At 48.8% G+C, this 13,721-nt stretch carries 16 protein-coding genes and 3 pseudogenes; 10 read left to right on the forward strand and 9 right to left on the reverse strand.

Translation table 11 applies throughout. From position 1 onward, the window contains the following. Window positions 1-78 precede the first annotated feature (78 nt). Window positions 79-2,064, forward strand: coding sequence for an NAD-dependent DNA ligase LigA (ligA, locus tag VSQ30_RS01520; protein ID WP_334461515.1), 1,986 nt, complete (start codon window positions 79-81; stop codon window positions 2,062-2,064). Between the two features lie 263 nt (window positions 2,065-2,327). Here the strand turns inward: ligA and VSQ30_RS01525 are convergent, their stop codons facing one another. After that, window positions 2,328-2,861, reverse strand: coding sequence for an IS630 family transposase (locus tag VSQ30_RS01525; RefSeq protein ID WP_334461516.1), 534 nt, complete (start codon window positions 2,859-2,861; stop codon window positions 2,328-2,330). A 1-nt stretch (window position 2,862) separates the two neighbouring features. After that, entirely contained in the window at window positions 2,863-3,255 is a 393-nt protein-coding gene (locus tag VSQ30_RS01530; RefSeq protein WP_334461518.1) for a helix-turn-helix domain-containing protein, read from the reverse strand. 121 nt (window positions 3,256-3,376) lie between these two features. Here VSQ30_RS01530 and VSQ30_RS01535 point away from each other — a divergent pair, with 121 nt between their 5' ends. The 5 genes and pseudogenes from VSQ30_RS01535 to VSQ30_RS01555 all read left to right on the forward strand — a co-directional run bounded on the left by VSQ30_RS01535 (window position 3,377) and on the right by VSQ30_RS01555 (window position 6,710). Beyond that, complete coding sequence (locus tag VSQ30_RS01535) at window positions 3,377-3,610, forward strand: hypothetical protein (protein ID WP_334461519.1); 234 nt, start codon at window positions 3,377-3,379, stop codon at window positions 3,608-3,610. Between the two features lie 45 nt (window positions 3,611-3,655). Beyond that, window positions 3,656-4,144: pseudogene (locus tag VSQ30_RS01540) on the forward strand (AAA family ATPase); the annotation flags it as partial. Between the two features lie 23 nt (window positions 4,145-4,167). Continuing rightward, window positions 4,168-4,804: pseudogene (locus tag VSQ30_RS01545) on the forward strand (transposase); the annotation flags it as partial. 398 nt (window positions 4,805-5,202) lie between these two features. Next, on the forward strand, window positions 5,203-5,406 hold the full coding sequence (locus tag VSQ30_RS01550) for an excisionase (RefSeq protein WP_334461521.1): 204 nt from the start codon (window positions 5,203-5,205) through the stop codon (window positions 5,404-5,406). An 80-nt stretch (window positions 5,407-5,486) separates the two neighbouring features. After that, window positions 5,487-6,710 (forward strand): site-specific integrase, encoded by a 1,224-nt coding sequence (locus VSQ30_RS01555; protein WP_334461523.1) that lies wholly within the window; start codon window positions 5,487-5,489, stop codon window positions 6,708-6,710. Here VSQ30_RS01555 and VSQ30_RS01560 read toward each other — a convergent pair. Continuing rightward, window positions 6,603-7,952: a recombinase family protein gene (locus VSQ30_RS01560; protein WP_334461524.1), complete on the reverse strand. Its 1,350-nt coding sequence runs from the start codon at window positions 7,950-7,952 to the stop codon at window positions 6,603-6,605. The genes VSQ30_RS01555 and VSQ30_RS01560 overlap by 108 nt on opposite strands. Before the next feature lie 315 nt (window positions 7,953-8,267). Here VSQ30_RS01560 and VSQ30_RS01565 point away from each other — a divergent pair. From VSQ30_RS01565 to VSQ30_RS01580, 4 genes and pseudogenes are all read left to right on the forward strand, one after another. After that, a pseudogene (locus tag VSQ30_RS01565) lies at window positions 8,268-8,348 on the forward strand (helix-turn-helix domain-containing protein); the annotation flags it as partial. Window positions 8,349-8,359: 11 nt separating this feature from the next. After that, window positions 8,360-8,632: a PcfB family protein gene (locus tag VSQ30_RS01570; RefSeq protein ID WP_502876263.1), complete on the forward strand. Its 273-nt coding sequence runs from the start codon at window positions 8,360-8,362 to the stop codon at window positions 8,630-8,632. A gap of 145 nt (window positions 8,633-8,777) precedes the next feature. Continuing rightward, complete coding sequence (locus VSQ30_RS01575; RefSeq protein ID WP_334461526.1) at window positions 8,778-9,167, forward strand: sensor histidine kinase; 390 nt, start codon at window positions 8,778-8,780, stop codon at window positions 9,165-9,167. 144 nt (window positions 9,168-9,311) lie between these two features. Next, window positions 9,312-10,505 (forward strand): hypothetical protein, encoded by a 1,194-nt coding sequence (locus VSQ30_RS01580; protein ID WP_334461528.1) that lies wholly within the window; start codon window positions 9,312-9,314, stop codon window positions 10,503-10,505. Window positions 10,506-10,708: 203 nt separating this feature from the next. Here VSQ30_RS01580 and VSQ30_RS01585 read toward each other — a convergent pair whose 3' ends face one another. The 6 genes from VSQ30_RS01585 to VSQ30_RS01605 form a co-directional block, all read right to left on the reverse strand. Further along, complete coding sequence (locus tag VSQ30_RS01585; protein ID WP_334461531.1) at window positions 10,709-10,843, reverse strand: hypothetical protein; 135 nt, start codon at window positions 10,841-10,843, stop codon at window positions 10,709-10,711. A gap of 28 nt (window positions 10,844-10,871) precedes the next feature. After that, the gene (locus VSQ30_RS01590) at window positions 10,872-11,846 is read right to left on the reverse strand and encodes an AAA family ATPase (RefSeq protein ID WP_334461533.1); all 975 of its coding nucleotides are present in this window, start codon (window positions 11,844-11,846) and stop codon (window positions 10,872-10,874) included. 150 nt (window positions 11,847-11,996) lie between these two features. Then, the gene (locus VSQ30_RS20720) at window positions 11,997-12,209 is read right to left on the reverse strand and encodes an RNA polymerase sigma factor (RefSeq protein WP_502876161.1); all 213 of its coding nucleotides are present in this window, start codon (window positions 12,207-12,209) and stop codon (window positions 11,997-11,999) included. Window positions 12,210-12,290: 81 nt separating this feature from the next. After that, complete coding sequence (locus VSQ30_RS20725; RefSeq protein ID WP_502876162.1) at window positions 12,291-12,470, reverse strand: hypothetical protein; 180 nt, start codon at window positions 12,468-12,470, stop codon at window positions 12,291-12,293. A gap of 82 nt (window positions 12,471-12,552) precedes the next feature. After that, window positions 12,553-12,978, reverse strand: a complete 426-nt coding sequence (locus VSQ30_RS01600) for an RNA polymerase sigma factor (protein ID WP_334461535.1) — start codon at window positions 12,976-12,978, stop codon at window positions 12,553-12,555. A gap of 87 nt (window positions 12,979-13,065) precedes the next feature. Next, on the reverse strand, window positions 13,066-13,581 hold the full coding sequence (locus VSQ30_RS01605; protein ID WP_334461537.1) for a sigma-70 family RNA polymerase sigma factor: 516 nt from the start codon (window positions 13,579-13,581) through the stop codon (window positions 13,066-13,068). Between the last annotated feature and the right edge of the window lie 140 nt (window positions 13,582-13,721).

A 13,721-nucleotide genomic window follows, 5' to 3' on the forward strand; every position in this document is an offset into this window, starting at 1 on the left:
GCCTGCCGGAACCGATGGATAAGCCAGCACTTTTATATTGTCAATTTATCAATCAAAAAGCACAGGAGGGAACAGCCCATGGACAGGGAAGCCGCGCAGCGGGAGATCGAAAAGCTGAGGGAGGAAATACGCTATCACAGCCGGAAGTATTACACAGAGGACGACCCGGAAATAAGCGACTTTGCATACGACGGGCTGTTTAGGCGGCTGGAGGACTTGGAGGCAGCGTTTCCCGAGCTTGTGACAGAGGATTCCCCTACAAACCGCATAGGCGGGGCGGTGTATAACACCTTTGCCCCGGTGGTACACCAGGTGCCGCTGGAAAGCCTCCACGACGCCTTCTCCCAGGAGGAGCTGCTGGATTTTGACCGCCGGGTGCGGGAAACGGCAGGGCCGGTGGAATATGTGGTGGAGCCGAAATTTGACGGGCTTTCCGTTGCCTTGGAATATGTGGACGGGGTGTTCACCCGGGGGTCCACCCGGGGGGACGGCGTGACAGGGGAGGACGTGACGGAAAACCTGCGCACCATCCAAAGCATCCCCAAGCGCCTCACAGAGCCTGTGCCCTTTATGGAGGTGCGGGGGGAGGTGTTCCTCTCGGACGGGGACTTTGAAAAGCTGTGCCAGCGCCAGGAGCTTTTGGGGGAAAAGCTTTTTAAAAATCCTCGCAACGCCGCCGCCGGATCCCTGCGGCAGAAGGATCCCCGAGTGACGGCCGGTCGGGGGCTGTCCATTTTCGTCTTTAATGTCCAGCGGATACAGGGAGAAACCCTTTCAGGCCATGAGCAGTCCCTCAAGCGGCTGGAGGCCCTGGGCTTTCCTGTGTGCCCCATTTTCCATAAAGCCACAGACATGGAGGACATCCTCCGGTTTATCGGGGATTTGGGGGACAGGCGTGGGGAACTTGCCTTCCCCATAGACGGGGCGGTTATCAAGGTGGACAGCTTTGCCCAGCGGGAGGAGCTGGGCAGCACCGCCCGGTTCCCCCGGTGGGCGGAGGCTTTTAAATACCCTCCCGAGGAAAAGGAAACCACCCTGACAGACATTGAGGTGAATGTGGGCCGCACCGGGGTGCTGACCCCTACAGGCGTTTTTGAGCCTGTAACCCTGGCGGGCACCACTGTCAGCCGGGCCACCCTCCACAACCAGGATTTCATTGCGGAAAAAGATATCCGCATCGGTTCCCGGGTGATTATGCGCAAGGCCGGGGAGATTATCCCGGAGGTGGTGTCTGTGGTGGAGAATCCCCCGGAAAGCGTCCCCTTCCTGCTGCCGGACAGGTGCCCTTCCTGCGGGGAGCAGGTGTCCCGGGAAGAAGGGGAGGCGGCTGTCCGCTGCACAAACCCCCAGTGCCCGGCCCAGCTTCTGCGGAACCTCATCCACTTTGCCAGCCGGGACGCCATGGACATCGACGGACTGGGTCCTGCCCTTTTAGAGCAGCTTGTGGGGGAAGGGCTGGTGTCCTCCCCGGCGGATCTGTACACCCTGGAGGCAGGTCGGCTGGAGAAGCTGGAGCGCTTTGGGGAAAAGAGCGCGGAGAACCTGCTGGCAGCGCTGGAGAAATCAAAGCAAAATGATCTGTACAGGCTGGTGTTTGCCCTGGGCGTCCCCCATATCGGCGTGAAAAACGCACAGGTGCTCTGCGGCAGATACCCTTCCATGGAGGCCATCCTGGCGGCCCAGGAGGAAGAACTGAGCGCCATAGACGGCTTCGGGGAGGTGAAGGCCCGGGCTGTGGCGGAGTTTTTCTCCCACGGAAGCACCCGGGATCTCCTGGCCCGGCTGGAAAGCCTGGGGCTGAACCTGAAATCCCAGGCCCAGGCTCCTGCTGGGAACGCCCTTGCCGGGCAGGCCTTTGTGCTCACAGGCACTTTGCCCACCCTTTCCCGGAAAGAAGCCTCCGCCCTGATTGAACGGGAAGGAGGCCGGGTGACAGGCTCTGTGTCGAAAAAAACCAGCTTTGTGCTGGCGGGGGAGGAAGCAGGCTCCAAGCTGGAAAAGGCACTGGCTATGGGAATCCCTGTGCTCTCTGAGGAGGAATTCCTAAAAATGCTCCCAACGTGACGGCAGCGTGACGCTGCACCCAAGACGCGGGAGACTGGGATGTTTTTTCCGCCGCAAAATTTGCGGCTTGCGTGTATGGTCGCGTGCCTGGGGCAACGCCTTCTTTCGGCAGATGGATAATTTGTGAAATCGAAAGCCCGAAAGGGCATGTACTCTTAGAAGCTGTACCAATAGGATTAGTGCGAAGATTTTGGAGGAAATTTTGTGGGGTTCAAGGCGGAGAACCGCAAACGAAATATATGCGTTTATATCAATCCAAGAAATTAGCAAGGAATGCCAGCGGCAGAAAACCAACCAGCGCAGTCGGAAGGGCGGATCAGCGAGAAAGCCTGAGCAATGCCATGCGGGAGCTGGGGTAATAATCTGATTTTCAGCTTGCGAAGAATGGCCTTGATTTTAGACCACATATTTTCAATTGGATTCAAATCAGGGCTGTACGCTGGCAAGTACAGTAATTTCATGCCAGCCCCCTGCAAAAGCGTTCGGACCTCTTTGACATGATGCGTGCGCATATTATCCATGATGACAATATCCCCTTGGTGCAGCGTGGGAATGAGCGTGTTTTTGAGATAGTCCAGAAATTTTTCACGGGTCGTTCCACCGCTGTAAATCGTATAAGCAGTCTCACCGTTGCGTCTTACGAAGGAAAGAATCGTGGTATTGGCAGGCGTATTCAAGGGAGTCTTGTCTACTGACCGCTCCCCTCCAATGGCCCGCCCATAGCGGCGGCTCAAGTCCGTGTTTACGCCGCTTTCATCCAGGAATACCAGTTTGTCCGCTTCGCACTGCGCTATCATTTCACTCCAGGCCCCTCTCGCCGCCACAACATCGAACACGCTCCCGCTCTGCTGTGTAAAAGGACTTCTTTTTGTAAATATAACCCAGCCCAATCACGGCCTTTCGCACCGTTTCGTTGCTGACAGACAGCCCCTGTTTTTCGATGATCTCGTCGATCGTGATATCCGGCTGGGCTGTGATCAGCTGGTCAATATCCTGCAAATCTTTTTCTGTCAGTGCCGGCTTCCTTCCTCGCTGACTGGTTTGAAGATCTACACTGCCAGTTTTCTTCATTTGTCCGCTCAAACGATACACTGTGCTTGTACTCACATGGAAACACTTTGCCACTGCTTGCGCGTCGTGGGTCTGTTCGTATGCCTGCACCAGTAGTTTTCTCGCCTCGTTACGCAACATTGCTATCACCTTCTGATATCATTCTACACCTCATGTCAATACACTGTTATTTTATTGGATTGATATAGAAAACGTAACAATATCTCTTGAACGAGAATATCTTCTCAACGACAATGGAACTTTGGAGATTTGGAAAAAGTATCCACCAAATGGAAAGCAGACGATTTGGATTTGTGCCAAGCACCCATCAAACAAAGGTTTCAATGATTTGCTCCTAAAGAAAAATAACGAGTTAAAAACAAAAATTCGTTCTGCCGGACTTGAAGAACAAGTTAATTTAACAATTAATTCAGAGATGCGTTGCGCATTGTGGGCATCATTGGGGGATTCAATTGGGGAATTCAATTATATTTGAAACAAAACTTATTAATGCAGACCAGGCAGATGAAAGAAGCTCTGGCCTAAGATCGAACCTTTTTTACCTACCTATCGTCTTTTCAAAGCAGATAGACCCAGCACTGATGAAGATCAAGAAGCGCAAGATCCGATGCAACATGCAGTAAAAACTGCTATTGAAGAACAGACTGAAGAATTGGCACGAATTGCAGAAGAAGTACAACGGAAGGTCTCTGAAGTCGCATCTAATACCATTGAAAAAATGTGTGAATTTGATGCCGATCTTGCGGCTATGTTAACTCCAACATTCAAAAAAGCTCCTATGTGGGAAAAGGCGTTTTCCTTTTCATTAACTGGTGATAATGACATCCCACTTAATAAACGCGGAAGTGGAATTCGTAGATTAGTACTGTTCAGTTTTTTCCGTGCCACAACAGAGTCAAGCCTTTTTGAGCAGAAAAATATAATTTATGCAGTAGAAGAACCTGAGACTTCTCAGCATCCGGATGCACAAAAAATGATTGTAAATACATTACACCTCTTGCGAAAATAAAAATAGTGCGATAAAATAGAGGCATGAAATACGAAAAGATAGCGGAATATTCAAACACAAAATTTCGGAGAATTACCGGGGTAAAGCGGGCAACATTTGACAAGATGGTAGAAATTCTGCGAAAAGGATATGCGGAAAAGCACCGGCGCCGTGGGAGGACGCCAAAGCTGAGTATAGAGGATCTGCTGCTGGCCACCCTGGAATATCTGCGGGAATACCGTATCTATGCCCATATAGCGGCCAGTTATGGGATAGCGGAAAGCAACATCTACCGAGGAATCAAGTGGGTGGAAGACACGCTGATAAAGGATGGAACGTTTTCGCTGCCAGGACGGAAAGCGCCGCTGAAAAGTGATGCCGAGTATGAGGTGATTCTGGTTGACGCAACGGAATCGCCCATTGAACGACCAAAAAAAGCAAAAGCGATACTATTCCGGAAAGAAAAAGCGGCACACACTGAAAACACAGATGCTTGTCAGCCTTCAAACCGGAGAAATCATTGCACTGGCATTTTCTAACGGAAAGAGGCATGATTTTCAACTATTCAAGGACTCTCATGCCCATGTCAAGGCAGAAACGGTGTTGGAGGCGGATACCGGATACCAGGGGCTTGCCCATATACACGCCAATTCTTTTCTGTCGAAAAAGCGTTCCAAAGAAAGCGGCGCAAGATAACGGCGGCGCAGCATAGGGCAAATCGGATACGTTCCTTTTGCGCCGAGCCATACGGCGGGTACGCCATGACGCTATCCGGGTGAGGTTATCCCCGCCCGGACAGCCGAGCGACCAACACCGCGCCGGGGAGCAAGTAAAACACATATATGTGTTTGCGGCTCTGCGGGCGACGACGCGCAGAATATACAATGATACTTCCTTACAGCCACAGTCCGATGCGTTTATACGAAACTGCGTTTCGTTTAGCGTCGCAGGCAATGGGTAGGGCTGCATGAGAACCATGCAGGGGTGAAATTCCCGTGAGGTTACGCTGCTAACCGTCCGATTACAGCCCTTTTATAACTATTAACCTTTTACCCATGTTTGAAAGGGGGACTTATAGAATGAACAATGCTGATGTGCCTATTTGGGAAAAGTACACGCTTACCATTGAGGAAGCGTCAAAATATTTCCGTATCGGGGAAAACAAGTTGCGTAAATTAGCGGAAGAAAACCCGGCTGCCGGGTGGGTGATTATGAACGGCAACCGTATTCAAATCAAACGAAAACAGTTTGAAAAATTCATTGATACTTTGGAAGTTATATAGTGAAATCGAGCCTTGAATGTGGTATAATAGATACAGGCATATCAAGGCTCTTTCCGTCATGGAAAGGAGCATGACGAACAATGTGGTCGAAAAGACGAGATAACAGGAACCGTATTTTACGCACAGGAGAGAGCCAGAGAAAAGACGGAAGATATGCTTACAAATATATAGATACCTTTGGGAACCCGCAATTTGTTTACGCTTGGAAGTTAGTACCTACCGACAAGACCCCGGCGGGAAAATGTGAAGATATTTCGCTTCGGGAAAAGGAAAAAGAGATACAGAAAGACCTTGACGACGGGATTGACACGTTAGGAAAGAAAATGACTGTCTGCCAACTCTACGCAAAGCAGATAAGGCACCGGGCAAATGTACGGCATGGCACAAAACAGGGTCGCAAGCAGCTTATGAGGATTTTGGAAGAAAATAATCTTGGAGCTTGCAGCATTAAGAGCGTGAAGCTGTCCGACGCGAAAGAATGGGCTTTACGCATGAAAGATAAGGGCTATTCATTCAAGACAATCAACAATCACAAGCGTTCTCTGAAAGCTGCCTTTTACACAGCCATACAGGACGATTGCATTAGGAAAAATCCCTTTGACTTCCAGTTGAACACCGTTTTAGAAGATAACACCGAACCAAAGGTACCTCTATCCCCAACACAGGAAGCGTCTTTCCTGTCCTTTGTGCAGAGTGATAAGGTCTATCAGAAGTATTACGACGAGATTATCATACTGTTAGGAACAGGGCTTCGCATTTCTGAACTCTGCGGACTGACTGAAAGCGATATTGACTTTGAGCATAAGCTAATCAACGTAGACCACCAGCTTTTGAAAGTATCGGGAGTTGGGTACCATGTTGAAACGCCAAAGACAAAAAGCGGTATCAGACAAATTCCAATGAGTACCAAAGTCTATGAAGCGTTCAAGCGTGTGCTGGATGACAGAGGGCGGGCAGACGATTTTATTGTCGGCGGTTACAGCAGATTTTTATTCCTTAATCGGAACGGGCTGCCGAAAGTAGCAGTCAACTATGAAACCATGTTCCGGGGGCTTGTGAAGAAGTACAACAAAAGCCATGAGGAAGCCTTACCGAAAGTGACAACGCCCCATACCCTACGCCACCCGTATGTCAAGCACAAGACAAAAAGTTTTTTAAGAAATTCCAGAGTTTTTAAGGCCGATTTTTGCGCCCCATCACATTCCCTCTGTACAGAAGTCTTTCATTTTCCAGACAATATCAACCTGATTTCCGGGGTGAATATCCACACGTTCAATCAGTGCGTCAGCCATGGCGGTATTTAATCCGCTGGCGGCTGAAATTTCCTGCGCCAGTTCCAGTCTGGCGTTTTTTGTTTTTACGTCCATTTTCGCTTGGGCGATTTCAGCGGAGAGTGTGCCCTGGACTTGCCGCAGCCGTTCCAGTTCCGCATCCACATCGGCTTTCTGTGCCTTGTAGTCCTCCAGGGTAATCTCTTTTAGTAAAACCTGCTCATATAGCACCCGTTTCCGGTCAAGACAGCTTTCTACGCGCTGGCTGTATTCCGTATGCGTTGCAATCTTAGTATCCAGCAGGCTGGCATTTGAAAGGTTCTCCACGTTCAAAATCACCTGCGCCTGCCTGGAAATAATCTCATAGAGGATTGCTTCCAAGTCCTTTTCAGCAATCCGCAGGCCGTGGCAGGCAGCAGACTGATCCACCTCTGTATGCTTGCAGACAAAGAAATGGCTTTTACTTGGATTGCGCGGCATTGCGTGTCCGCAGCAGCCGCAAAAGACCTTGCCGCGCAGGGGGTACAGATGGACGTTTTTCTTTATGCAGCGTTTTTTCGGCTTTAATTCCTGCACCCGCTGGAACAGCTCTTTGCTGATAATAGCCGGATGGTGGTCGGGAATCCTGAACCATTCGCTTTCATCACGGTTCCGTACCCGGCTGCTCCCCACCTCGACCACCTGTTTCCTGCCCATGACATAAGTGCCAATGTAGCGTTCATCCAGCAAGATGTTCCGAATGGTCGATCTCTGCCAAATCTGATGGGTTCTGGAAACATCGTGAATCGTTCTTCCCTTGGATGCTTTGTATTCGCCTGGTGTGGGGATTTTGCGCTCGTACAGTTCCTGAATGATTTCGCTGGAAGTACAGCCGCGCCCTGCCAGTTCAAAGATAAGCCGGACATTGGGGGCTGTTTCCTCATCCGGCTCCATGCGCCCGTCCGCGCCTTTCTGGTAGCCGTAGGGACATAATACGCTCTGGTATTCTCCCCGCCGGAATTTCACATACTTGGCGGTTTTGTACTTGATGGAGAGGTCACGGCTGTAAAATTCGCTGATCAGGTACTGAAACGCCACATTGATACCGCCCGTGTCGCCATGTAGCATATCGCTGTCAAAGCCGTCATTCAGGGAAATAAACCGTACCCCATACAGCGGAAAGACGCGCTCCATAAAATATCCGACCTCAATGCTGTTGCGCCCAAAACGGGTAAAGTCCTTGACGATGATGCAGTTGACCGCGCCCTCGCGTACCTTGTCCAGAAGTTCCTGCACGGCGGGCCGTTCAAAAGCTGACGTTAGATAACGATACTTTTGAAAACACTGGAAAATCAAGGTTTTTCGAGCGACGGACAAGCAGGGTATTGTACTAAAAACTGAATACGACGCAGAAGCGGCGTTTCTTACTCTCTACATGGGAGAACAGGAACGCCGCTTTTTTCATGCCCTTTGTTACGCAGTAGGGGCAGAAAAAGCCTTGCTACAAGCGGTTTTCCGGGCGCGTATCTGGCGCGGAAAGGGATTTATACCTTATCCCCCGAAACCGCGCTTCTACTGCGTAACAAATCCAAAGCAAAGGAGCTATGAACTATGGCAGTTTTCAGAGTGGAACGAAACAAGGGCTATACCGTAATGAGCAACCACCACCTACGCAACAAGGAGCTTTCCCTACCGAGGGCAATATCAAAGCCTTTGAGAGTACGGCGAAAAAGTACGGTATCGACTTTGCGCTGAAAAAGGACGCGACGGAAAGCCCGCCCCGCTATCTGGTTTTCTTCAAGGGGCGGGACGCGGACGTGCTGACCGCAGCCTTTAAGGAATTTTCCGCAAAAAAGCTGACACAGGAGAAAAAGCCCTCAATCCGAAAGCTGCTCTCTACCCTCAAAGAAGCCGCACAGGGCAAGAACGCGGAACGGGCAAAGGTCAAGAACAAGGACAGGGAGGTATCGCTATGAAGCCGGAAATCAAGAAGCTGCTTATCACAGCATAGTAGATTTGATAAGGGCAATATTTGTATAATTGTCTGGGTAACTTTGTATTGGAGAATGAGTGCTTTTCCAATTCTGCTACAATTACATTCCAATTTGCAGCAATATACATTTGCCAATCCCTAAAAAGGGTTTGACGGTTGAACAATCCATATACCCGGAGGTTTGTATTTTAGGCGATATGCAGCTACTTCAAAAAGCACTGGATAATCTTTTAGGAAATGCGGCGGCGTATTCGGGAGCCGGAAATCAAGTATTGATAAAGTTATGGAACGAAACAGAAACAACCACCCTTACGATTGAGAATACAGGCGCACATATCCCCGACGAAGCTATTCCCAAACTGTTTGAACCATTTTATAGGGTAGACCAGTCAAGAAACAGGCAAACAGGCGGCACAGGTTTAGGATTGTATATTGTAAAAACGATTCTTGATTTGCATGGTGCGAAAATTGAAATTGCAAATACGATTCAAGGTGTTATCGTTTCCGTACAGTTTTAGCACTTATATTTCAAAGGCGGCGAGCAGTTAGCTTGCCGCTTTTTCTATCTCCACATAAAAAACATATTCAATTCAAAATCAATTCAAGTTAGAAAGGTATTCTTTAACTGTACCCGGAAAAGGTAACAGAAAGGAGCTTTTACTATGAAGAAATATTTACCAATTATTCTTGCCACCCTTTTAACCATGAGTGTGTTTACAGGGTGTGCCGAGCGAAGTAATTCGCCAGAACAAAGCAACATATCAATCGCCAATTCCCCTATTGCTACTTCCGAACCGGGGGAAATGCCGGACAATTCCTTTAGTAAGGAAGAATACGAAAAATTGTTGACTCTGCAATTAGATGGCTATGAGGATATGACTGTTTCAGATTATCAAAATCGTGTTTGGGAACTAACAGACACGGAGGAGTACAGCGATTTGTTGGAACGTGTTTCAAAGAGTGAAGTCCTGTATGGGTTGAGGGATACCAACGAAACAGCCTGTTTTCTATACTATGTGTTGGAACCGCTTACTGCGGAAAAGTGGCAATCAAGAAATTATAGCGGCAGCGTAATTTCTGAATTTCCGTATCCGAAAGATAACGCTGTAGTAGAATATACTTTCACTTTGAATATTTTGGACGCTGACACACTCACGGTTGGAGAATACACCGCAGCGCGTTTGAGTGTGATAAACGGTATGCAGAATATATTTAAAGCTAAAACAAAAGACGAATTGCAGTTTGTAAATAAAAACTCCATGATGGACGCTCTTCAAAAGGATATAGACGACCTTACTAATCAAATACAAACTGAAAAAATCAGCGTTTCTATTGATTACACATATTTTCCCTTATCCGCCGAAAATGATACTCCTGCGAATGTGTATTTTGATGATAATGTGGAACAGCGCAGATACCCAAACGGAACAGAAGAAGATTATCTTACTTTGTTTGCCTTGAAAACGCCTGACTATAAAAATCTGTCGCTCATGGATTTTAACAATGCCTTATTGGAATGGACAAATGAAAATCCCGAAAGAATGGAAAGGATTCATGAAGATAGCGGCTGGAATGATTTTAAAGTTGCTTTAACTGATGAAGAACTTTCTTTTGTGAAGCTGACGGTATTTCTGTCTTGCATGGAAAACGGAAAGGCAATTCAAAGTGATTACGCTGGACAATCTCTTAGCCCCTATTATGAAGAATACCTTCCACAAAAGACTACAAACGAAAACGAAGTAGCGTGGTGTAGCTTGTATTATCAGTTTTCTTACAATATCTCAGACGTAGAAGCAATTACTGTCAATGAGCGTGACCGACAAATCGAGGATAAGCAGGGCGAAGCCCTGCCATAAGGGAGTCCAGAGGGAACGTCTGGCACACGGCTCTTTGCAAAGCAAAGTGTAGTGTGTTACACCCTGTAAACGCAGTCGGAAAAATCGGAGGATTTTTCTGACCGCAGGGGTGGCTTTACGAGCCGAAAAGGGCGGGTAAGCCCACGCCTGCATTTTGCGTTTACGGGGTGTTCTCCCGTAGGGATGACTGCGGCGGGGTATCCCTAAATCACTGTCACCACCGTCACCGCTGTCACCCGCAGGGCATAACTGCCGATTTTACATACATCCGCTATCACGGTGACGATGGCAGGGGGTATCCCAAAATCACCGTCATCATCGTCATGACCGTCACGCATGGGGCAGAGCCGCCGATGTCACATAGGTTTAAATGTCGGTGGCAACGGCAAGGGAAATCATCCGCCCGCTGCTCCTGCGGCTGAAATCATAACGGATATGGTTTTCAAGCAGGAAGCCAAGGCGGTACTCGTTCATCCACTTTGTCAAGACATTCGCCGCTGTTTCCGTTTCCCCCAGAGCGTCCAGTAACTCCGTGGCTGTGCCAGTCCATTCCCCTTTGTCCTGCATGAAATTTACAATCCGAAAAAGAATGTCTGGTATCGCTTCTTTGGCAAGCTGTTCCTGCTCTTTCCGCTCCACCAGTTCCCAACTGCAATCACGGAAGCGGAGCGTGAACTCCTGATAGGGCGTGTCCCTGCCCGTCACATACAGCTTTGCAGCATTGGACGCACGGCTTTCCTGTTCCAGGACGAAGGTTGCGTCCGCACTCCCCGTCAATCCCGTCGTGCCAGAAACTTTGTTGAACACGTCGCTGTCGTTCTGCTTTCGGATGTGGTGTACGACAATAACCGCCAATGAATGCCTGTCGGCAAAGTCTTTGATAAGGGAGATGTCCCCGTAATCGCTTGCATAGGCGTTGTCTTTGGATGCGGTTCGGACTTTCTGCAAGGTGTCAATCACAATGAGCCTGCTGTCGGGGTATTCTTTTAAATAGTCCTCCAACTGCACGATAAGACCGTCTGACAGCTTATCGCTCGCCACTGCAAAGTGAAGCCGCCCGCTCGCTTCGTCCGTCAAGCGGAACAGCCTGTCTTGGATGCGGCAGAACGTGTCCTCAAGGCAGAGGTAAAGCACATCGCCCTCCTGTGTGGGCATATCCCACAAGGGGATTCCCTGCGACACGCAGAGGCATAGCTTTAACATGAGCCAGCTCTTGCCGATTTTCTGTGAGCCGCAGAACAGGGTTAAGCCCGTGGGTATCAGACCATCCACCACAAAGGACGGCTTCTCAAGCGGCTCATAAAGGAGAGTGTCGGCGTTGACTGTCTGAAGCTTCTGCATGGGATTCCTCCTTTCGGGCGGTGTCTTTGGTTTTGTTGCACATAGGCGTTGACCTCCTTAAATAGATTTACTCCCACGAAAAGAAGTGAGAGTATGTAATGCCGCCAGTCCCACGCCTATAAAAGCGGATTTCTTTTCGGGCAGTAATAATCAAGGTTGGAGATATTTCTTCATTTCTGCCCTCACCTTTTCCCTTGCAATCGAAACGGACTTCTGGACTGCAGAAGCGGTGCAATGCTCCATTTCACTGATTTGGTAAAAATTAAAATCATACTCATAATAGAGCAAGAAACGCCGCCTTTGTATCTCTGGCAGTCGTGCAACTGCTTTGTAAAACAGTTCATTCCGTTCTTTCTCAATCATTCTTTCATCAAGGCTCTTTGGCACTCGCAATGCACGTCTGTAAAGCGTTTCGTCCCATACCTCATTAAATTCCCTGTGCCGCTAATTCCATTGCTCAAGGTTTCTGTTCCTCCTTTCCATCTGCCGAAATTCAAGAAAGAGTTTCTCGGACACTTCTATCTCGTGGTGTACCCTCTGCCCGTCCTTAAAGCTGATAAAATACCTTTTGCCGCTTTCCTTGGATTCCTCCCGAAGCGTGTATGTCTTATCCCTATATGCCATCCTGCTTTCCTCCCGAAAAGAATTGAATGAGAGGATTGCCCCTCACCCGATAGCCCATAGGAAAGCAGGATGTATTAGACACTTATAAAATTTTCCGCAGCTTCTTCCGCAGATGGTTTAACCTCGCATAAATAGCCCCTGCCGTTAAATGCACAAGCGGGGCAATCTCCTTTGTGGAATAGCCCTGCATTTTCAGCAGGACGATTTGTAATGTGCGCCTGTCCACCGTGATTAAGGCAAGGTACAGAGTTTCGCTCTCAATCTCGTCCAGTAAATCAGAAACAGACCTTACCTCCGCCTGCTTCTCCCTGTCCGCCATGCCCTCAAGGTATTCGCCGAAGTCGCTCGCCCATCGGTAAAACCGCCTGTTGGAATTAAAATCTGCCCTGTCGTCTGTGCGGATTTGCTCAATGGTTGCTTCATCAACGCCGCACTCACGCAGAATTTTTTCCTCGGCTTCTTTCCAGATACGCCATTTTCTGTCCTCCCGTCCGTGGTTGTATGCCATCCTTATTTCCTCCAATCAGAATTGATTGAGAGGGCAGGCAAAAGCCCCCTCATTTTCCCAAAGGAAAAAACAAGGGGGCTGAACGCCTTAAATTTTGTTTTCGATTATCTTCCTCAGCTTTGCAAGGATTTTGGCTTTGCGTTTATTGACAACACTCTGCGTCATACCTAACCGCAATCCGACTTCCCGCTCGGAAAGTTCTTCAAAGAAGATGGCTTGTATCAATGCCAGCTCACCATCCGACAATAAGGGCAAGGCGGCTTTCAGCCTGTCCACCGTCACCGCATGAACAACGGTTTCCGCAATGTCCACTGTTTCATCCATAATGAAGTCAATCACATTCCCCTCACTGTCTGTAAATCCCTCCAATGACAGCAGGCTGTGGTTCGTATCCAGCTTTTGCAGATAACGCCACCGTTCTTTATCCCGATAGAAATCCGTGTACTGTTCCCGAACGACTTCAAGCAGACAGCCCTGCACGGGGATAAACAGCTTGTCCATGTAACTCTGGTCGGCTTGCCTGCGGCGGCAGAAATCCTTATAGGTTAATTCCACATAACCGCCGCTTTCTTTGATATATACTTTTCTTGGTGCGTATTTCACCGTAAGTACCTCCCATCTGAATTTTTAAAATGCTAAAATCCAGATGGAGAGGGTGGGGAGCGGCAATGGATACCAGATACAGCCCTGCGGCACATTCCGATAAAAAACGACAAAAGAAAAACCGCAAAGGTTCTGTGACC

The sequence above is a fragment of the Acutalibacter sp. JLR.KK004 genome (assembly GCF_036941085.1).
In the GTDB taxonomy this organism is placed as follows: Bacteria; Bacillota; Clostridia; order Oscillospirales; family Acutalibacteraceae; genus Acutalibacter.